A 19274-nucleotide genomic window follows, 5' to 3' on the forward strand; every position below is an offset into this window, starting at 1 on the left:
CTTTTGGCAGAGTAGTTGATTCATGTGACAACTTGCTACGCAAGTTCATGGATACAGGAACGTTATATGAAACACCCCGAAAGGAACTGTAAAACTTAAAAACTTATGGAATAGGAGATGCCAGACAATGCACCTTGGTATAGATCTTGACAATACAATTCTTGATGCAACCACAGCACACCTTCATTATTACAACATGGAATCGGCTCAGAAGTTTTTGCCTGAAGATGTAACTGACTTTTATATCTATCGAATCTATGGCTGGGACAACTTGGAGAGAGATCGGGTTTACCATTTGTACGGTCATGATATTCATTGGAACTCCTCACCTTTACCAAGGGCGATTGAAGAATTGCATCTACTTTATAATGAGCATACAATATCTTTTGTTACTGCTCGACCGCATATTTTTCGTAATGTTACGCTAGATTGGCTGAAACATCATAACATTAAGTACCACAACATTATATTTACTGAAGATAAGCTCCGTGAGTGTAATAAGTTAGATGTGGATTTGTTAATTGATGATGCCCCACACTATGCGGAGGAATTTTCTCGATCAAATAAACCAGTCATTTTGTATGACCAACCATATAATCGAAACGTGAATAATGAGTTTGTTTTCCGTGCAAATAATTGGTCAGAAGTAGTAAAACACATTAATGATATCGAAAGATTCGCGAAGAAGTCGGGATGCGTCATATAACAATGTGTTCAAGCTTTGGCGGACATGCCGCCTCGATCCCTGGAAGATAAGTCGGAGAAGTAGATGCCGGGACACATCCGCACCACCTAACCGCATCGCGGTCGCTCCCTTTTGGTCGCATAAGGTGGTGGGACGTCGTGAATACGATACGTTATATGAAATCATTGTAAAGAAGGAGTATTTAAAGGATGAATATCAGAGGAGTAATTCTTGAAGGGTATTCTAATGCTGGAAAAACATCGGTACTAAGAGCAATAAAACAGTATCAATCGCAAGATGAATCCGCAGAACGGAGTGTAGTTGTTCTTGGAGAACATTACTCACAAATACTAAATAACAATCATGGGGAGTATGTGAGTTTATCTCGAGATGAACATTTGAATTTACTTAAGGAAAGAGTAGAAATGCTAAAGAAACTTAATGATTGGGCAATACATTTAGGACCAGCATCCAGAAGATCTCGGGGGCTTTTCTTCGTCCTAGAAAGATTCCATCTAAACCATCGTGTCGCTTTCCCAGAATATGATGATACTGAAATTATCGACATTGAAAAGCAGTTAATTGAACTAGGGGCTAAATGTATTCTGCTTACAATATCGGATGAAGTTGTAGAAGAAAGAATAAAGAGTAGAAATCCAGGTGAATGGCCCAATAAGTCAGAGTCGGATATTGGACGAGCATGTAAAGAGCTTATCGGTACTCAAAACAATCTAAGATATAATGTAACAAGATCAATAGTACCTACCTTAGAAATCAACACTGATAATAAAGAATGGAATGAATATGCAAGATTAATCATGGAAGACAATGACTCCGCCTAACATCGTTTTCACGCTACGTCGCCTGTCGGCTCCTTGGTCTGCTTGACGCATTTCGGGGAAGTGTGGTCAGGCAGACAACTCCTGTGAGGCTAAGTCTTCGACCCGGCGCGCTGCGCTTTAAGCCTCTCGGGTTCGTGAACAACAGAACGTTAGGCGAAACCCTTGAAAGACCGTAAAAACATCGTCTAAAAATCGAAGGGAGTTCAAATGAAACACCAACCTTATATATTTGCTGTTTCTGCGGTTTCTGGTGGTGGAAAAACAACAATGACCAACCGCTTGTCGGAACTGATGAAAAACTCGAAGGCACTATATTTTGATGATTATGAATTTGAGGGTGAGCCGGAAGATATTTGTAAGTGGGTTGAGGACGGATCTGATAGTAACCAGTGGAATCTGCTTCCATTGATTAGAGATATCCAATCCTTAATGAATGAACCAGAACTAGATTATATCATTCTTGATTACCCATTTGCTTATTCTCATAATGAAATGAGTAACTATATTAATCTTTCGATTTTTGTTGATACTCCTTTAGATATTGCGATGGCTAGAAGAATTCTTAGGGATTATACAGAACATAATATTGAAGAGATTAAGAATGACATGATGAATTATATTAACAGTGGGAGATTAGCATATTTAGGTATGTTACAGACAACGAAGCCGAATTCAGACATTATAATTGACGGTACATTAGGATTGGAAGAGATTGTCAAAATAATCATAAAGTCAGTAGAAGAGAGAAGGACATTTTAAGCATAATCGAAGGGGTTAAGTGCATCGCCTAACACCATATTCAAGCTTCGGCTCCTTTGGAGCCTTGGTCTGCTGGATGGATTTCGGGGAGGAATTTCAGCAGACAACCCCTTCGGGGTTCATGAATACAGGAACGTTATATGCAATCCCGGAGATCTAAGTTCCAATTGAGGATGAATGTATTAGGAGGGAAGGATGATGAATAATGGTATGGCATCATGGCAAGAACTGAAAATAGATTATGAAATTAATCAAATATCTCCCAATATATCAACTAGACTAGAAGATATTGAACGTATCCCTACGGGGCTTGGAATAAAAATACTCACTATCCTTATTGAATGGGCTTGCCAGCCACAAAATACCCACCCAATTGAAATAGCGAGGAAAAAGATTAAAACAATTCCTTCTGATTGGCTAATAGAACATCTTCCTAATGTAGCTAAAACTGCAATTTGTTTTGACGATGAATGGGAGTATCGTAGATTGTTAGAGCTACTTTCAGAGGCAATTCCAAAATTACTAGATTGGGGAATTGAATTGGGGATTAATTCTAAAAATGAAGGGAGTAAAGAGGCAGCAAATGACTATAAAGAAAAATAACAGTTTTGTAGAGTGCAATGAAATGAGAATGTAGTTGTGGATCGAAGAAGTCGGGACAGTATATAACACCATATTCACGCATCGGGCCATTCGGCCCTCGGTTCGCCCGAGGGAGTTCAGAGAAGTGGGGTTCAGGCGAACTACGAACCTAACCGCGTCGCGGTCGGCAGCTGAAGCTACCTTAAGGTTCTCGGGCTCGTAAATACAAGAACGTTATACGACAGACTCGAATGAAAGAGAGCCCTTTGGCTCTCAATTAGATGATATATTTAATTCATTATGTAATTGAAGAGCATCTTTAAACCCCTGTAAATAGATTTCACGTTCTAATATGGTATGAACAGAAAGGTCTGCGTCATCGTAAAGAAATAGAGTTTTATGCATATCCTGAGGTAAAAGCTCATGTAACTGTTTGAAGTAAAGATTCCGATCGGATGAGAATTGATTATAGATGGAGTTGTTTTTGAGAAGGGCACTATATAAAGCTTCAATTCGATTACGAATCAACGAATCAAGTAAGACTTCTAAAGAATTGTGCATAAATGATCACCGTCCGCTATGTTTTATTTTGCAAACAAAAATTCAACTTGTTGAATATTATTTTATCATAATGAAATTTGTAGTCAAGACATGTCAAAGATATTTTTGATTAAGGAAATATACTTTCATATAATTAAAGAAAAATTCAATTCGGATATGAAGGGATACCAGATGATAAGTTATAAACCATTTCAAAAATTATTGATCGACAGGGAAATTAAGAAGCAGGATTTACTAAAAATGACGGGGATTTCGTCTGCTACGATGGCGAAGCTCAATACGAATGATTATGTGTCATTAGAAGTAATTGATAAATTATGTACGGCATTGGGATGCCAGCCTGGTGATCTATTGGAGCATATAGCTGATCAATGATGGGATAAGAACATCTGCTGGTTATTCTACAAGGATATTCCGCCGTATAACATAATATTCGAGCAACGGCTCCTCAAGGAGCGTTGGTTTGCGGTATGGATTTCGGAGAAGAATTTCAGCAGACAACCCTACGGGTTCATGAATACAGGAACGTTATCTGAAATATATTGGCGAGTTATGAGGTGCGTTCATGGAAGATGTAGAACAATTACTACGTCAGTTGCATTGGCAGAAGACAAATGAAGAATTACAACTGGCAAAAGAGAAATTAAAAGAATTACCAGAGCATCAAATGAGTTTATTAGTGCTGCCATTATTAGATAAAGCGTTATGGGATAATGCAGCCGAACTATTAATTGAAATGGGTTATCCGAGAATTAAACCTATATTATATGAAGTGCTAACCTGGCTTCAGGATATTAATTGGCCAGGATCCATAAGAATTTCTGAATTTTTAGTTGCTGTGGGAGAACCATTAGTTCCATATATTAAGAGAGCTTTCACAAAGAGTGAGTCAGACTGGAATTATTGGATTATTACATATGTAATTAGCAAATGGGAAAAGGGAGTAATGGGAAAATTGTCACAGGATCTATTAGAACTAGCAAAAGGCTTTGATTATGATTCAGCACATATTGAAGCATTGAGGCTATTAGTAAGAGAAGAACTAGTTGAAGAATCAAAAATAAAACAAATAATAGATAGCAAGAAGTTAGAAGATCGTAATCAAGATTATTTTGAAGATCTAATAGAGATTGAACAAATGCTAAATTGTAAGTAGTTCGAGGAAGTCTCGCCAATATAAATCAGATAACATCATATCCACACATCGTAGCCTAGCGGCTCCTCGGTCCGCCCGGAGGGAACGGCAATGAAGTTAGAAACAGACGGACACATCCGCACCGACTAACCGCATCGCGGCCGCTCCCGAAGGTCGCTTAAGTCGGTGGTATGTCGTGGATACAGAAACGTTATGTGAAATCAGTCAAGTGCGTAATGTAAACCTAAACCAGAAGGAGTGATCACTTGATTATTATGATTAATGGGTCATTTGGATCCGGCAAGACCTCGACTTCTCAAAAGTTGCAGCCTCTAATACCTAATAGTATGATTTATGATCCTGAAGAAATTGGATATATGTTGAGAAAAATCATAACAGAAGACATCTACTTTGAAGAAGAACGAACTGATGATTTTCAGGATATAGAACTATGGAGAATACTTGTAGTACAGACAGCTCAAGAATTAATGAATAGGTATAAGAAACATCTTATTGTTCCAATGACCATTTATAAGTCTGACAATTTCAACTACATATTAAATGGATTAAGAAGTATTGATCGAGATACTTTTCATTTTTGCCTCTTAGCATCTGAAGAGACGATCAAAAAGCGAATTGAAAAACGTGGAGACAAATTTGATGTATGGTATCAGAAGCAAACAAACGCGGGTGTAATTGCATTTAAAGATATTAAATTTAAAGAACATATTGACACAGATAATAAAGAAACAGAAGAAGTTATAAGAATAATTCTAAGGAAGATTTCAAAAATCAATGTGTGACTGACTCCACATAACACCATATTCACGCTTCGGGATATTTCGTCCCTCGGTCCGGCAGAAGTTAGAAGTGGAATCAAAGAGGCATTTCAGCAACTGGGAAGTAGATTCTGCCGGAAACACCCGCACCACTTAACCGCGTCGCGGCCAGTCCTTCGTCCTTAAGGTGGTGGGGCGTCGTGAATACGAGAGACGTTATGCGCCATTACCGGTAAATATTAAAGATAATATTTAAGGAGATAATTTATGAAAGGTAAGATACTCTTCTTATTTTTTATTACGATAATGTGTTCATCTTGTCAAAATAGTAGTCAATCGACTACTTCGAACAGCGAAACTAAATCAATAATGAATTCTGAACTGCCTCCTGATGTAGAGAGTACAGGTAATGGAACAGAATTGAAAGAAATAACTGAAGGTCGATCGGAGCCATCTAACAATGAAGTGTTATCCATGAGCACTGGGAACTACGATTTGAAAGGGGGATTTTATGATGAAATGCTTCGAAATCCTATAGATCATGATTATGAAGTGGAATTTAATGAATTTCAAAATTCCAAAGAGATTATTACAACATTGGGATGGGGGGCTTTGAGTATCACTTACGGGAAACAAAATTTGTAGAGAAGACATTTATTAATAATGGTTACCTTGGATCACAAGGATCGGTAAGGCTAGGCACGGTTATACGGGAGAGAATTAGAGAAAGAACAATACAATTATTTGAATATCGATATTTGCTAGATGGCGAAGTTGAGTTTCTATACCAAAGCGAAATAGAGTTGGAATCTTGATCAAAGGTTTTTAGGTGATGCTTCGAAGCCAATAACGGCGCATAACAATGTATTCACGCTGTTGGACTACCACCCCTTGGTTTTCATATGTATAATCATGGAAGAACACTCAGACAACAAACGACCCAGCCTAAGATAAGAGCTATCTAAAGCTGTGTCGTTTCCTGATTACAGAAACGTTATATGAAAGATATGCAGATCTAATCAGAAGGGAAGTCAAACATTATGATCAGAGTCGATGTAGCTTACTCCTTAATCACTGATCCAACCAATTCCAAAGTGTTAATGGTCAGGAATATTGATGATTTTAGTGACCGATGGTCTCTTCCAGGCGGTGCTGTTGAAAGAGACGAATCATTAGACCAAGCAGCAATAAGGGAAGCTAAAGAAGAAACTGGACTAGATATTAAAGTTCATGGAATAGTGGCAGTGAATGAATGTATATTTCTAAAAAAAGAAGAACATGTATTATTTATTACATTTAAAGGTGAGGTCATTGGTGGGAATGAAGAATTAATTAGACCTAACGAAATTTCTGAAATAGCTTGGATTGATATAGAGAAGGCAGAACAATTAATGCCTTACTATAAAGATGGATTAAGAAGACTAATAGATGGAAATGAAATAACATATTTTAATGAAGGTAATAAGTAATTTGGTGAGCTGTTAGAGAGGACATATCCTTCATATAACATTATATTCACACTTTGGCATGATGGCCCTCGGTCGCGGGAGCGATCGGCAGGGATGAGGATTCAGCGGACACACCTGCGAGGCTAACTGCGCTTGCGCGCAGTTAGCCTCACGGCGTCGTGAATACGGGAACGTTATCTAAAACTGATGGAATAATACTAAATCAAAATGGGAAGTGGAGTCATTGAAGTATTCAGACCTGTCAGAGCTTAAAGACATATATCTAGATCAGATATTTGAAACAAAAGATAATCATCTAAGGTTAATATTTAGTAGAAGTAAGACAAGCGAAATTGCTGAGACAGTTACAATAGGAGAAATCGAAATTAAGGATTCATATTCAATAGATATTGATGAATCATTGCCACACATTCAAATGGATTTTGAATGGTATATAGGATATTCAGTAAGAAACGAAAGTTATACTGTGTGGGATGATTATGAAGAATTCGAAGGTAAGGTATTTAGAATCTACGGTAAATCTAGATATCTGGATTTTATTGATACAAGTACGATAGCAACAGAAGAATATCCCGGACCATATAAGCATTATGGAATAAGTTGTTTGAATCACATAATTGATGTTGTATCAACGACAGATCCAATTATAGTTGAAATACCAAGAGATTGATGTTGAAAGTGTTTCAGGAAGTCATCGGCATCAGATAACATTATATTTACGCATCGGGCATACGCCCTCGGTCCGACAGAGGGTTTTCGAGGAAGTAGGATCAGCCAGACACATCCGACATGCGTCGGGTCGTGAATACCGGAACGTTAGATGAAATTACCAGAGCAAAGTGATGTGAACCTATGAAAAGGATTCAAATACACAAATGGATAATTGAATATGATTTTAATAAAACCAAAGAGTTCTATAAATCTTATCATTTAATTACTGAGGGGTGCGAATGTTTAAATTGTAAGAACTTTGTTGAGGCAATTCCATTCCTACCGAAGGATGTTGTAACCTTTTTTGATAGTTTAGGAATAGATCCAAGAAAAGAAGGAGAAGTATCTGAATACTGTGAGAATGAAGATGGAAACCATTTATATGGCGGGTTCTTTCATATAGTTGGTAGATTGATTAGTGGACCTGATGTATGGAACAAAAATGATGAATCAGGAACAGTGACTTCATTAGACAACGATTTATATAAAATCGATAACTTCAGATTTGGATTTACGAATGAGATAAATTTAGTGCGTGATGGGTTTCCAGAGCCAATATTACAAATTGAATTTGAAGGGATCGTTCCGTGGGTAATTTCGGAGTAGTCTGGTAACTTCATCTAACATTATATCCACGTATCGGAGCCTGGAGGCTCCTCGGTCCGCCCGAAGGATATAAGCAGAGGCGCAGAATCAGGCGGACACCCCTCTTCAATTTCGGATATTAAATCTAAAATGTTTAACAAACCAAGTTGCTGATTTTTCTAAGTCTTCAACAGGAATCACATTGTAGGCAATCCCCAATATTTTTCCAACTTCCATAAGCTACCTCCAATTCGTTTTTAGCTAAGGATAGTTCAGGGATAATAGACCAAATTTAGACTTGATTCAAAGCGAAAATAATACAAGAGCTATATTTGAAGTGCGCAATCAAAAAAGATGGGTAATCACATTGAGGAATAACCCTATTGGGGCTCATCAATACAGAAACGTTAGATGAAAAGGCTGAAGGGCGGTGAAGTTCTAAATCCATGAAAGCAGAAATGAAGTATAAACTAATGATATTTCTTTCAAGTATAAGTTTTCTCTCAACCATGCTTGGAATTCTATATTTGATTGGCGTACCATTTTCAGAGCCAGCAATTATTGGAGTCGTAATTGGTACAGTTTTTGGATCATTCGCAAACTCAATTAATTATAAAAGCAGAGATAAATATATAGGAGTAATCGCCGTAATTGCATTGATAGCTCTGCTTCTATTAGTAAATAAAAATGATATTGAGATGGTATGGAAAGTGTTATTGGTATCTCCTTTTTTATTTTTGATTATTTTAGTAAATGACTATTTTAATAAGCAATTGTATTTTAGGTATTTAAAGAATATAGAGAATCAGAATAATGTTATGTAATTTCAAGGAAGTCAGCCCCATCATCTAACACTATATCCACGCATCGGCCCTCGGTTCAGGAGGAGCCATATGTAGTTATATGAGGCATTTAACGGGAAGTAGAAGCAGCCGGGCACATCCGCACCACCTAACCATATCGCGGGCGCTCTTCGGGCTAATTTTAGAAGAGGTTGGTGTTTCTTGTGTCGAACAACAGACAACTTACAAGATCTCAGAACGCAGCAATTAAATATATAAGTAATGACGCAAGATCCCAAAAAAGGGAAGCTCAAGCATCACTCAAAGAAATTTTACAGTTATCGAATATCTCTTGGAATACCTTTGAAGAAGCAGTCCAAAAGCTGAAATCCCATGCAAGGGTGGCTCTGCATTTTCATCCGGATCGTCCGGTTGTAGATATGAAAAGTGTGGCTCAATCATTATTTGAGCAGGGGATCTATAAAAGTCAGTTCGAGACTTTCATATCCAACGGGAGCGTATCTGCATACGTAGGTGGTGCACGAGATCTTTGGGAAGAAAAACTATTTGGTGGAGCATATCAGTTAGAAGGTGCAACCAACTTTGAAAGGCCAAAGTATGGTGCTCTTCATTTGTTTTTACATCCGGATGGACCGTCTCCACGGTTTGGATCTTGTTATTTTCTTTTAAAACCGAATGCTTCACATCGTTGCACGTTCACTTACGGTGGCTCTCAAGATGATCCAAAGGAAAAGGGGACATATGAGGAGTTAGACGATATTTTATCTGCACTTTTTACGGATGCTTTCTTTCGGGACTATGCTATTGGAGAAAAAGATCTTACTCCTAAAAAATTGATAGATCAGCTATTGTACAATCTGGAACGTCCGTTAAAGGATCTGTCAAAACTGGCCCCACATCGGAATCTTAATCATTTTATCGAAACCCAAGTTCATGGAGATATATTTCTTGAAGATGATGTGGAAATTTTGGTTGCTGATCCATCGTTCAAAGGAACCGAAATAGGGAATTACTTAGAGCAAATCTGCATCAAATATTCCATTGATCTACTTTGGCATATGGGATTTGCGATGCGTGCAGAGGAAGTGCCCTCCGATTTTAGGGGTCCAACCATGCCATCATTAGCAAAGCGAATTGCAAGCAACGGTAACATTGACGCAAGTGTGATCGGGGATGCTGTCAACGATTTGAAACGCAATCCTGATCTCTGGTCTGACAGAGGTAACTACGAAGAAGTGCTTCAGGAATTAAAATACATGTGGCATATACTCGTTCGATATGGTAAATCGATTGATGCTCGGAGCAACTGATTTTTACCGGGAATACTGGTTGAATAGGTCGATTTTACAATTCGAAGAAGTCGTAGAAACTCAAACATAACCCATGCAAAGGAAGATGAGAAAAATGGATAAAGGGAAAATTATATTTTTGAATGGCGTAACCAGTTCAGGTAAAACTTCAATCGTAGAAGCGATGCAAAATTACTCTGAACCCTTTTTTTATGTTGTGGCCAATGATCTTTTTGAAAATACGATCGGTGATAAACATTTGCAAACAGACTACTGGAAGTATTTAAGTGAAGCGATCATGATAATGTATCATACAGCAAAATTATTTTCGGATCATGGAAAGAATGTTTTAATTGATGGGATACTTGTTGAAAGACCGGAATTAAAGCCGCATTATGATAAAGTCCAAGATATATTTGATGGATATCCTTTAGATATCGTTGAGGTGTATTGCCCGTTAGATCTTTGTCGTAAGCGAAATATAGAACGTGGTGACAGAAAAGAAGATCAATCCGATGAGCAAAATAAAATAATGTCGCAACACATTCACTATAGCTTCTCAGTCGATACGAGTTTGAATACGCCGGAAGAATGTGCAGAAATGATTATCACATCACTATTCAAAAAATAATGATTGGAAATATCAGTTCAAGAAAGCAAAACACTTCAAACTTTCATTGAAGGGAGGAAGAAGTATGGGTTCAAGAATAATGCATCTGATTATAGCGAATAGAATTGCAGATTCCCTATCTATTGTAGATAAGACGTCTTTTTTACTTGGAAATATTGCACCGGATGCTGTTACAACAAAAGATTCATCACATTTTTTTGCTGGTGAAATTCAGGATTATTCAAGGAACGTAGACTATAAAGGATTTTTACATAAGTATCGGTCACAGGCAGCAGACCTTTACGTTCTGGGTTATTTCACACATTTAATTGCCGATGACATATGGTTGAAAGGTTTTAATTTACCTTGGTTAAGGAACAGAATGGAAGCTAATGAGGGATTATATACACAGTATCATAACGACTTTAAATTATTGAATGGGAAGTTGCTTGAACATTATGGATATGAAGAGGAATTAAGAAGAAGGCTCAATTATATTCCAACAATACCGGATTTAGAGGAAGTTAAATCTACAGATGTCAAAAAGTTTGTGCCATGTGTATTTGACGATTTGGATTATGACAAAGAAATTTTAAATGAAACCCTTAATGTTTTTACTTTTGAGCAGATCATTGGATACCTAGAGACATCAGTCGATTTGGGAATATTGAATATGAAGTATATAAAGATAAAGTACAACTTGTAAGCAATTTTATGAAGTCTGAGGTGTCCCTTAACAATGCATCCACGTATCGCACCCGCATGATAGCTGTTCGGTCTAAAGACATGAGAGAAAGTCAATCGCACTGTCATGTGGCTCGAAGTTTTAAATTTAAATCTAACGGACAGATTAGTGGGAAATGAAGGAGTAAACTATAATTCGCCGAATACTATTTAGGTATAAATAAGAAAAGGAGGATTATATTATGTGGTTTTGTTGTCTGTATAACAAACCGATAAGAATCCGTAATCTCCCTCAATATTAAAAATTGAGGAGGATTAAAATGAGAATAAATAACAATTATTTAAAAGAACAATTAAAGCATGTGTATTGGTTAAATGGTGGTTGTTGCGCGGGAAAGACAACGATGACAAAGAAATTTGTTGCAGAGTTAGGATTTCAAACATTGAGCGATGATGTCTTGAAGTATAGACCATTCACTAATCCGACTGAATATCCTGCTCTTCAATATCCCCATCCCGGTTTAAACTGGGAGGAGTGGTTTAATAGGCCTACTGATGTGTATTTTCGATGGCTTTGTGAAATCGTTGAAGAGATGATGGAATTTTTCATTATTGATTTATTGAAAATGCCAACGGATAAACCAATTATTATAGATTTAGGAATAATGCCTCAACACATCTTACCCTTTATTCCTAAAGAAAGAATAATGTGTCTTTATACATCTGATGAAGAAATAGAAAGATTATATTACTTTAGAGAAGACCATAAGATGATTTTGGATGTTATTAAGCTTACATCAAATCCAACGGAAACGATTAAACATGGCAACAAAACTATGGTGAAATTCTCCCATGAAATTAGAAATGCCTGCGATAATAACAATATCAAAACACTTGAAAGAGCACCTGGCATGGGTATCGAAGAACAATTCAGATTAGTTCGTGAGCATTTCAAATTATGATATGAGCATCCTTTGTTAATTTCATATGTAATACGGGGCAGGCTACCGATATAAGGTAGCCTGTTTAAATAACAGGACATGAGTAAACACATTCGACTTCGACGGCGTGAGTAACTCCTTCAGTTTAACTTGATCTTTACGACCGATCTTTATAGTATGATCCGACACAATTATATGGAAGATGCCTAAGACAGTGCTCGAGCAGATCAGAACGAAACGGGGAATCATAAATGACAATTATAAGTATTGAAGGCGCTAGCGCAGCAGGGAAGACTACGACTTCGGCTGCGCTTGCGACTCAAAATGGAGCATTCCATATTCCTGAAATTGCTACCTGGTGGAAAAAGCCTGAACAAGAATACCCTGAATGGTTTTTTGAACGACAACTTGATCGATGGAACATTGCTATTGAGAAAGAACAAGATGGAGAAGTGATAATCGATATCGATTTATATCAACCCTTCTGGTATAACTGGGCATTTGATTTCACTTTATTCGATGGACAAACTTTAAAATTTGTTGAAGAATTTTATAGACCCTTGATAAGTCAAAGAAAATTAGGGTTTCCTGATAAATATTTTATTCTCTATACCAATGAGATTAATCTGAGGGCAAGAAAAGCAAATGATAATACTAGATTGAGAAGAGGCTTTGAATTAAATTTGAAATTCATTGAACCTCAGAAGAGATACTTTCAAGCATTCGATAGAGCTTTTTGACTTTATGTTTAATTGGTTAAGAACAAATCATGCACATAATGAGAGTAAATAACAATGAATTCACGCATTGAGATGGCGCCTTCGGCCTTCGTTCCACAGACGAGTTTTCTATGAGGCTGTAGATACGGCCCCCTACAGGTTCGTCAATGCAGAGAACGATATTTGAAAGGCAATGAAGTGCAAGAAAGGATGAAAGCATGAATGTTCAGGACCTCCCAATTGAGATAATAGAACGAATCGGAAAAGTCCAGAAAATTACTTTTCCCAGGCAAGGTCATACTTCTATCGTGGCTATTCTGGATACACCCGATAAAAAGTACATAATCAAAAAGACAGAAAACAATCTCTACAATGAGTGGTTATCAGAAGAATACAGGGTACTTCAATATCTTTACCATACGGGATTACCAGTGCCGAGAGCATATTTATATCATGTCGAGAATAAATCGAGATGGCTTTTAATGGACTATATTGACGGAATAAGTTTAAGAGAATTTCTATCTAAAGAGCCCGATCTCAAAGATAAAGAAAAAGCTATTTTTAACTTTGGACTTTGTTTAAAGAGAATACATGAATGTTCTTGCCCTAATGAATTAGTGAAAAAGGATCATCCTTGGTTAGATACAATGCTTAATAAAGCAGAATATAATCTAACTCACTTTGCTGTAGACGGATCAGAAGAACGACTTAAACGGTTGAAAGAAGTAAGGCCAAAACCAATTGATAACACTTTGATTCATGGAGATTTTACAATAGATAATGTATTAGTCAATGAATGCAATATAGTGGGAGTTATTGATTGGTCAGGGGCTACGTACGGGGATCCAAGATATGATGTAGCATTGGCCATTAGACCAAAATATAATGCTTTTGAAAATGAAAGAGACAAAGAAATATTTTATAACGCATATGGCAAGTTAAGAATATCTGATGAAGAATATAACTACTTCGAAGATGGAATATACAGCTTCTTTTAGTATCGCTTCGGAGCGTGCTCATCAGATAACACGATGTTCTGGATAGGATCCGGGCTAATTGACCTTGGTCCGATCGAGACTTTTCAAGGAAGTGCATTGCTCAAGGAGTGTTGTCTACAAGATCGATTACGAAGGGGCATTAAATTAACAAATGAGCAGTGAACAAAAATTATATTGAGGAGGTTAACAGGATGAATAAGCAAAGTGTTTATGAAACAAACAGTTCCTATTGGGATACAAAAGGAAATGACTTTTTAAGACCGATCGTGCTTCCTTTTTATGGAGCATTTGTCACAGAAGAAAAATGCCAACTTTTTGGTGATGTCTCAGGAAAAAAGGTTTTAGAGATAGGCTGTGGAGATGGTCAATCTTTGCAATATCAGGGAGAGCGTAAAGCAGCTGAACTTTGGGGGATGGACATATCGGAAAAACAGATTGAAAAGGCAACGCAACATTTGATAACGTGTGGTCTTTCAGCAAAATTGATCTGTTCTCCCATGGAAGAAGAATGTAACATCCCCGTGGATTATTTTGATTTTGTGTATTCGATTTACGCCATAGGCTGGACAACCGACCTTGAAGGTACTTTTTGTCGAATCGCTTCTTATTTGAAAAAGGACGGGATATTTATTTTCAGTTGGTCGCATCCAATTCACAAATGTGTTATTGAAGAAAATAATAGTTTGATTTTTAAAAAGTGTTATTTCGATGAATCCTGGTACTCGGTATCTCCTGATTTTTGTCAAGGCGAGCTAACTTTGTCTGATCGTAAACTATCAACCTATATCAATGCGTTGGCAAAAGCAGGGTTTGTTATTGAACAAATGATTGAAGAAACCGAGAATGAAATCATACAATTGCACGATGAGAATAATGATCTCGTAAAAAGAGCGAAGATGTTTCCTGTAACCTTCGTTATCAAAGCAAGAAAACTTTAAAATGAGCACATTTCGTCGCCAGGTAGTATATGTAAACGGAGATTTTAGGTTAATATTAGTTGCTCGCATTCCACAGTGGAGGCTGAGGTCCTATAGCGGTATCTTTGGAGCTTAGTTCTGCGGGATGAATTTCGAAGAGGAATCTCAACAGATGGCCCATTGGTTTAAAGAATACAGGAATGTTATAGTAATAATTGTAAACTATTTCAAATCGTAAAGGCGGAAATTCAATGAAGAAGTTACCTTTATTTATAGTGACCGGTGCAAGTGGAACAGGAAAAACGACTATTTGTTCTCTGATTCGCAATCTACTTCCCGGCTTTGATGTGTTTGATATGGATATCATTAATAATGTTGATTGGCAAATCGCCAAAGCTAATTGGTTGAGAATTGCTTATAGTATTTCTTTAAGTGGTCGTGGTACGGTTCTATGTGGCACCATGGTTCCTGAAAATATCGAATCAGCAGATCATAAAGATAAGTTTGATAAGATCTTTTATATAAACTTGCATTGTGATGATTTGACACGTGAAGGACGATTGAAGGCAAGAGGATGGGATGAAAGTGCAATTGAAGATCATAGGAAATTTGCCGGATGGTTAATACAGAATGCTGATCAAGCTTTTAATCCCCCAATGCCAACAATTGATACAACAAGTCTTCCACCAGAAGAAATAGCAAAACAAATTCAAAATTGGGTCATTAAGAATTGGTAATTAATATGAGAATGTTTACGTCATAAATAAGGAACATTACATATAATAGATCCAAAAAAATTATCTATGGGAGTTATTCATGGTAACGTTAAAATTACATACAGAGAAACCGATTCTACAATCTGAACTAATGGGTCTTTATCAAGATGCTGGTTGGTGGCCTAACCGAGATGAGAATGGAATATTACAGTTACTTGTAAGTGGCGTTGCAGTAGGAGCTTGGCAAGATGATATGTTAGTTGGTTTCTGTAGGTCTATTTCAGACGGAATATATCGGGCTTATATAGAAGATGTTGTTGTATTAAGTACGTACAGAAATAAAGGAATAGGAGAACTAATGATTAACAGACTTTTAGATGTATTGAAAGATATTGACGTTATAAGTTTGTTTTGTACAGATGATTTGGATGGTTTTTACGAATTGTCAGGATTTAAACGGACAAAGCAAATTGTAATGCATTATAAGAATCAAGGAAGTTAAAAGTCTAGTCAGAGAATAAGCAGGTGACATCATCTAAAATTAAATTCTTACTTCGGGGCTTATGCCCCTTGTCGTTCAATCTGACGAACGCCCAGCTTAAGATAAGAGCATTTAAACCTGCTTTAGTGATAGGAGGCGAAAGTTTGATTTCTGAGAAAAAGCTTAAACGGGTTGAACTTGTTCGTTCTCTTGTTCTTGAAATGCTACCTGCTACACAGAATATCTCCAAGAAAGAGGATGCATTGGTTAATCTTTTCGGGGTTTCTAGCTTCGCTTCTTTGCTTGCCATACGAAGAGAACATAGTTGGGAAATTGCTGCAATCGCGGGGTTGCTCCATGGTTTTTATTTCTATAAAACCGGAATCAAATACTTTCCTGGTCCTAACAGTGCAGATACGGTAAGACCGATTTTGCGCAGTTCCCAAATCTTTACCGACGAAGAGCTATCTGTCATTCTTCGATCGATCTTTTATCAAAACGATAAACATCGAGTCCATGGACCGTATGAAGAAATTATTAAAGACGCGATACTTATACAGATGTATGTTCAGAATCCAGGGAATCATTTTTCTGAAGTTGAGATAAATAGACTACAAAAAGGTTTTGTTGAATTAGGGATTCCAATAGAACAGGTAAAGGTGAAGTGCGAGAGCAATAGAGAAACGATAAACAAAAGTATTATAAATAGACGGCTTAAGTTGGCGGATTTTGCGGAAGCGCTTGCAGGTCGAGGGGTTATAGGAATTCCAGAGAATGAACACTATCGGGAAATATGCAAGTATTGGCCGGACTCGGATATCTATAAAGTACTGGAAGCAAATTGGTGTGCCGCATTCGTCTATCATTGCTGCATGCAGGCTGGCATCATAGTCCCTATTCGATACCCGAATCACAGTTATCGATTAGCTGGGGTTGGCGCGTGGTTGGATTGGGCTCAGCTACCTGAAACGAGTTTTTTATATCAAGATGGATATCATGGTTTTAAACCAAAGCGTGGTGATATTGTCATTTTTGAAAAGCTTCTATCCGATCATTCTCATGATCATATTGGAATTGTTTTGGCATGTGAGGGAAATCGATTATTGGTTGCAGAGGGTAACAGAGACAATGAAAACTTCTCCAGCGTTTGTTACAGGGATAGAGGGCACTGTATTTACGGATATATACGTATAGATGACAGCTATCAATTTCATTTTGATGGGGAATATATACCGATCCTTTCTAAATAATGTTTAGTAAAATAGCTTTAGAAATAATAGTGAGCTTAAATATTGTTTGAAAGGAGTGAATTACAATGAACAATTCTTGGACCATTTGTATTTCAGGAGAATATGACTTGAATTTTCTGATGTTTGTGGCTAGTGCATGTGGATTATTAACAGATGAGTTCGAAGAAGGTGTCTGGCCAAATAGTCAATTTTTAAATGTTGAGCGAACTAATGAAAAATTTAAAGAGCAATGGAAAGAGCTATGGAATCAGAGCATCTATAAAAAGGGCGAGCGGAAAAAGGGAAATCACCAATATTTAATTATAGATCCTCCTGATTTTTCAAAGATTAGAGAAGAGGAATTAAAGGCAGTGCTGATTAATATGTGGCCGTCATTCATTAAATGGTGGAACATGCCTGCTGGCGGTCAAATTGCAATGCATTACTGGGAAGCAAGCCCAGATCTTTTAGCTTTTGTGCAGGAATTCGAAAGTCAAGTCGGAAGAAAAATTAAGCCATTTAGGTTAGACGTCGATTTAGTATATACAGGCTTAAGAGAACCCATTGAAGTAAATGAACAATTTATAATCATGCCCATTAAATTTGAGTATTTATTGAAGCAGGATTGGTGGATAAAGAGGTTTAAGGAGCATTATTGAGTTTTTCGGGTAAGAGGAGAACGTCGTATAACGATCTCATGCTGCGGAGCGGTGAGAGTCCGAGAATATGAGAACGTTATCTTAAATAAATAAAAATAGTGAAGAAGGTGTACTTTCCATTGCTTAACCTTAAAATATCAAAAAATAAATCATTCATTGAACTGAATGATTATGTCTCGCACGTAAAGAATATAATATCTGCTACCGCTGCTGCGACCTTCATTATTCATCATGATCGTATCGTGAATGAATGGTATTCAGGAGTACATGACAATTCTAAAGATAGTCGATTAGTTGATGAGGAATCACAGTTTAATGTTGCTTCAGTTCGAAAGACATTTTTAGGGTTTGCTATTAGTCTTGCATTACATGAGGGTAAGGTCAGAAGCATAGATGATCTTGTTGTGGACTACTTGAATGATTTAGATAGGGAGGCATTAAGCCATATAACAATACGACATTTGTTAACCCACACTCATGGTTTAGGTGATCTGAATAATAGATTGTTTCTCCAGGGGACTGACTGGAAGTACAACAATATTGGTGTTAATCTGCTCATTGAGATTATTCGGAAACTATATAAGATGCCTTTGTCACAATTACTCGAAGAGCGTGTATTCTCGCCTATGGGTTTTAGACAAACTGGATGGAGAAAGGAATATAATGAAAAATTAGTATGGCTTAATGAACAATATAAAGATGATCAAGGCAATTATGCCAACTTATTTATTAGCACAAAGGAACTGGCATACTGGGGATATTTGCATTTGAATAGGGGATCCATAAATGGGAAGCAGATACTCCCTAAAGAAATATTCGAGCAAACGACCACTATTATTAGTCCTCCCCATCTGGAACAGCAATTGCCGAGAAACGGCTTTTTTTGGTTTGTGCAAGATGAACCACGTTCTTTGACAGAATTAGGTGATAAACTTCCATACGGTTCTTTTCAGTCTCTGGGTGCCACTGGCTGTGTATGTCTTGTCATTCCTAAGTGTAAAACTGTAGCAATAAGAATGTATAATCAGACCGGACAAAATCCATTAGGATACGATTATCTTGAGGATATCAGAACATTTGGGAACTTGGTCTGTAAGTACTTAGAAGATCTATAAACCGT

At 37.2% G+C, this 19274-nt stretch carries 25 protein-coding genes; 24 read left to right on the plus strand and 1 reads right to left on the minus strand.

All coding sequences use genetic code 11. The features are described 5' to 3' along the window. Positions 1–127 precede the first annotated feature (127 nt). The 4 genes from ACFTRD_RS08150 to ACFTRD_RS08165 all read left to right on the plus strand — a co-directional run bounded on the left by ACFTRD_RS08150 (position 128) and on the right by ACFTRD_RS08165 (position 2889). On the plus strand, positions 128–706 hold the full coding sequence (locus tag ACFTRD_RS08150) for a 5' nucleotidase, NT5C type (protein ID WP_379378660.1): 579 nt from the start codon (positions 128–130) through the stop codon (positions 704–706). A 188-nt stretch (positions 707–894) separates the two neighbouring features. Next, positions 895–1527: a hypothetical protein gene (locus ACFTRD_RS08155; protein WP_379378662.1), complete on the plus strand. Its 633-nt coding sequence runs from the start codon at positions 895–897 to the stop codon at positions 1525–1527. A 207-nt stretch (positions 1528–1734) separates the two neighbouring features. Beyond that, positions 1735–2286, plus strand: coding sequence for a nucleoside/nucleotide kinase family protein (locus ACFTRD_RS08160; protein ID WP_379378664.1), 552 nt, complete (start codon positions 1735–1737; stop codon positions 2284–2286). A 195-nt stretch (positions 2287–2481) separates the two neighbouring features. Then, positions 2482–2889 carry a hypothetical protein gene (locus ACFTRD_RS08165; RefSeq protein WP_379378666.1) on the plus strand — a complete coding sequence of 136 codons (408 nt, stop codon included), beginning with the start codon at positions 2482–2484 and terminating at the stop codon, positions 2887–2889. Positions 2890–3141: 252 nt separating this feature from the next. Here the strand turns inward: ACFTRD_RS08165 and ACFTRD_RS08170 are convergent, their stop codons facing one another. Beyond that, complete coding sequence (locus ACFTRD_RS08170) at positions 3142–3429, minus strand: hypothetical protein (protein ID WP_379378668.1); 288 nt, start codon at positions 3427–3429, stop codon at positions 3142–3144. A gap of 171 nt (positions 3430–3600) precedes the next feature. On the opposite strand from ACFTRD_RS08170, the gene ACFTRD_RS08175 reads away from it, so the two are divergent. The 20 genes from ACFTRD_RS08175 (at position 3601) to ACFTRD_RS08270 (ending at position 19269) form a co-directional block, all read left to right on the plus strand. Further along, positions 3601–3804, plus strand: a complete 204-nt coding sequence (locus tag ACFTRD_RS08175) for a helix-turn-helix domain-containing protein (RefSeq protein ID WP_379378670.1) — start codon at positions 3601–3603, stop codon at positions 3802–3804. A 190-nt stretch (positions 3805–3994) separates the two neighbouring features. Continuing rightward, positions 3995–4585 carry a DUF5071 domain-containing protein gene (locus ACFTRD_RS08180; RefSeq protein ID WP_379378672.1) on the plus strand — a complete coding sequence of 197 codons (591 nt, stop codon included), beginning with the start codon at positions 3995–3997 and terminating at the stop codon, positions 4583–4585. A gap of 254 nt (positions 4586–4839) precedes the next feature. Beyond that, the gene (locus tag ACFTRD_RS08185) at positions 4840–5367 is read left to right on the plus strand and encodes an AAA family ATPase (protein ID WP_379381234.1); all 528 of its coding nucleotides are present in this window, start codon (positions 4840–4842) and stop codon (positions 5365–5367) included. Positions 5368–5610: 243 nt separating this feature from the next. Further along, the gene (locus tag ACFTRD_RS08190; protein ID WP_379378674.1) at positions 5611–5988 is read left to right on the plus strand and encodes a hypothetical protein; all 378 of its coding nucleotides are present in this window, start codon (positions 5611–5613) and stop codon (positions 5986–5988) included. A 395-nt stretch (positions 5989–6383) separates the two neighbouring features. Further along, positions 6384–6812, plus strand: a complete 429-nt coding sequence (locus ACFTRD_RS08195) for an NUDIX hydrolase (protein ID WP_379378676.1) — start codon at positions 6384–6386, stop codon at positions 6810–6812. A gap of 214 nt (positions 6813–7026) precedes the next feature. Beyond that, the gene (locus ACFTRD_RS08200) at positions 7027–7482 is read left to right on the plus strand and encodes a hypothetical protein (RefSeq protein ID WP_379378678.1); all 456 of its coding nucleotides are present in this window, start codon (positions 7027–7029) and stop codon (positions 7480–7482) included. A 182-nt stretch (positions 7483–7664) separates the two neighbouring features. Further along, positions 7665–8129 carry a hypothetical protein gene (locus ACFTRD_RS08205; RefSeq protein ID WP_379378680.1) on the plus strand — a complete coding sequence of 155 codons (465 nt, stop codon included), beginning with the start codon at positions 7665–7667 and terminating at the stop codon, positions 8127–8129. 425 nt (positions 8130–8554) lie between these two features. Then, positions 8555–8932 (plus strand): hypothetical protein, encoded by a 378-nt coding sequence (locus tag ACFTRD_RS08210; protein WP_379378682.1) that lies wholly within the window; start codon positions 8555–8557, stop codon positions 8930–8932. 182 nt (positions 8933–9114) lie between these two features. Next, entirely contained in the window at positions 9115–10221 is a 1107-nt protein-coding gene (locus ACFTRD_RS08215; RefSeq protein ID WP_379378684.1) for a DUF3626 domain-containing protein, read from the plus strand. A gap of 94 nt (positions 10222–10315) precedes the next feature. Beyond that, positions 10316–10831 (plus strand): phosphotransferase-like protein, encoded by a 516-nt coding sequence (locus ACFTRD_RS08220; RefSeq protein WP_379378686.1) that lies wholly within the window; start codon positions 10316–10318, stop codon positions 10829–10831. Between the two features lie 64 nt (positions 10832–10895). Next, positions 10896–11516: a zinc dependent phospholipase C family protein gene (locus ACFTRD_RS08225; RefSeq protein ID WP_379378688.1), complete on the plus strand. Its 621-nt coding sequence runs from the start codon at positions 10896–10898 to the stop codon at positions 11514–11516. Positions 11517–11814: 298 nt separating this feature from the next. Continuing rightward, the gene (locus tag ACFTRD_RS08230) at positions 11815–12456 is read left to right on the plus strand and encodes a hypothetical protein (RefSeq protein ID WP_379378690.1); all 642 of its coding nucleotides are present in this window, start codon (positions 11815–11817) and stop codon (positions 12454–12456) included. 230 nt (positions 12457–12686) lie between these two features. Beyond that, positions 12687–13175: a hypothetical protein gene (locus tag ACFTRD_RS08235; RefSeq protein WP_379378692.1), complete on the plus strand. Its 489-nt coding sequence runs from the start codon at positions 12687–12689 to the stop codon at positions 13173–13175. Positions 13176–13372: 197 nt separating this feature from the next. Then, positions 13373–14152, plus strand: a complete 780-nt coding sequence (locus tag ACFTRD_RS08240; protein WP_379378694.1) for a phosphotransferase family protein — start codon at positions 13373–13375, stop codon at positions 14150–14152. Positions 14153–14343: 191 nt separating this feature from the next. Next, entirely contained in the window at positions 14344–15090 is a 747-nt protein-coding gene (locus ACFTRD_RS08245) for a class I SAM-dependent methyltransferase (RefSeq protein WP_379378696.1), read from the plus strand. Between the two features lie 230 nt (positions 15091–15320). Continuing rightward, entirely contained in the window at positions 15321–15806 is a 486-nt protein-coding gene (locus ACFTRD_RS08250) for an AAA family ATPase (RefSeq protein ID WP_379378698.1), read from the plus strand. 79 nt (positions 15807–15885) lie between these two features. Next, positions 15886–16287, plus strand: coding sequence for a GNAT family N-acetyltransferase (locus tag ACFTRD_RS08255; RefSeq protein WP_379378700.1), 402 nt, complete (start codon positions 15886–15888; stop codon positions 16285–16287). A gap of 143 nt (positions 16288–16430) precedes the next feature. Beyond that, positions 16431–17516: a CHAP domain-containing protein gene (locus tag ACFTRD_RS08260; RefSeq protein WP_379378702.1), complete on the plus strand. Its 1086-nt coding sequence runs from the start codon at positions 16431–16433 to the stop codon at positions 17514–17516. 65 nt (positions 17517–17581) lie between these two features. Further along, positions 17582–18154 (plus strand): hypothetical protein, encoded by a 573-nt coding sequence (locus tag ACFTRD_RS08265; protein ID WP_379378704.1) that lies wholly within the window; start codon positions 17582–17584, stop codon positions 18152–18154. A 119-nt stretch (positions 18155–18273) separates the two neighbouring features. Then, positions 18274–19269 carry a serine hydrolase domain-containing protein gene (locus ACFTRD_RS08270; protein ID WP_379378706.1) on the plus strand — a complete coding sequence of 332 codons (996 nt, stop codon included), beginning with the start codon at positions 18274–18276 and terminating at the stop codon, positions 19267–19269. Positions 19270–19274: the final 5 nt, after the last annotated feature.

The organism is Paenibacillus sp. NPDC056933, assembly GCF_042674385.1.
Taxonomy (GTDB): domain Bacteria; phylum Bacillota; class Bacilli; order Paenibacillales; family Paenibacillaceae; genus Paenibacillus.

Bases quoted from the DNA above. Each gene is read 5' to 3' on its own strand.
- ACFTRD_RS08150 (WP_379378660.1), top strand. From the start codon at position 128: ATGCACCTTGGTATAGATCTTGACAATACAATTCTTGATGCAACCACA.
- ACFTRD_RS08155 (WP_379378662.1), top strand. From the start codon at position 895: ATGAATATCAGAGGAGTAATTCTTGAAGGGTATTCTAATGCTGGAAAA.
- ACFTRD_RS08160 (WP_379378664.1), top strand. From the start codon at position 1,735: ATGAAACACCAACCTTATATATTTGCTGTTTCTGCGGTTTCTGGTGGT.
- ACFTRD_RS08165 (WP_379378666.1), top strand. From the start codon at position 2,482: ATGATGAATAATGGTATGGCATCATGGCAAGAACTGAAAATAGATTAT.
- ACFTRD_RS08170 (WP_379378668.1), bottom strand. From the start codon at position 3,429: ATGCACAATTCTTTAGAAGTCTTACTTGATTCGTTGATTCGTAATCGA.
- ACFTRD_RS08175 (WP_379378670.1), top strand. From the start codon at position 3,601: ATGATAAGTTATAAACCATTTCAAAAATTATTGATCGACAGGGAAATT.
- ACFTRD_RS08180 (WP_379378672.1), top strand. From the start codon at position 3,995: ATGGAAGATGTAGAACAATTACTACGTCAGTTGCATTGGCAGAAGACA.
- ACFTRD_RS08185 (WP_379381234.1), top strand. From the start codon at position 4,840: ATGATTAATGGGTCATTTGGATCCGGCAAGACCTCGACTTCTCAAAAG.
- ACFTRD_RS08190 (WP_379378674.1), top strand. From the start codon at position 5,611: ATGAAAGGTAAGATACTCTTCTTATTTTTTATTACGATAATGTGTTCA.
- ACFTRD_RS08195 (WP_379378676.1), top strand. From the start codon at position 6,384: ATGATCAGAGTCGATGTAGCTTACTCCTTAATCACTGATCCAACCAAT.
- ACFTRD_RS08205 (WP_379378680.1), top strand. From the start codon at position 7,665: ATGAAAAGGATTCAAATACACAAATGGATAATTGAATATGATTTTAAT.
- ACFTRD_RS08210 (WP_379378682.1), top strand. From the start codon at position 8,555: ATGAAAGCAGAAATGAAGTATAAACTAATGATATTTCTTTCAAGTATA.
- ACFTRD_RS08220 (WP_379378686.1), top strand. From the start codon at position 10,316: ATGGATAAAGGGAAAATTATATTTTTGAATGGCGTAACCAGTTCAGGT.
- ACFTRD_RS08225 (WP_379378688.1), top strand. From the start codon at position 10,896: ATGGGTTCAAGAATAATGCATCTGATTATAGCGAATAGAATTGCAGAT.
- ACFTRD_RS08230 (WP_379378690.1), top strand. From the start codon at position 11,815: ATGAGAATAAATAACAATTATTTAAAAGAACAATTAAAGCATGTGTAT.
- ACFTRD_RS08235 (WP_379378692.1), top strand. From the start codon at position 12,687: ATGACAATTATAAGTATTGAAGGCGCTAGCGCAGCAGGGAAGACTACG.
- ACFTRD_RS08240 (WP_379378694.1), top strand. From the start codon at position 13,373: ATGAATGTTCAGGACCTCCCAATTGAGATAATAGAACGAATCGGAAAA.
- ACFTRD_RS08245 (WP_379378696.1), top strand. From the start codon at position 14,344: ATGAATAAGCAAAGTGTTTATGAAACAAACAGTTCCTATTGGGATACA.
- ACFTRD_RS08250 (WP_379378698.1), top strand. From the start codon at position 15,321: ATGAAGAAGTTACCTTTATTTATAGTGACCGGTGCAAGTGGAACAGGA.
- ACFTRD_RS08255 (WP_379378700.1), top strand. From the start codon at position 15,886: ATGGTAACGTTAAAATTACATACAGAGAAACCGATTCTACAATCTGAA.
- ACFTRD_RS08265 (WP_379378704.1), top strand. From the start codon at position 17,582: ATGAACAATTCTTGGACCATTTGTATTTCAGGAGAATATGACTTGAAT.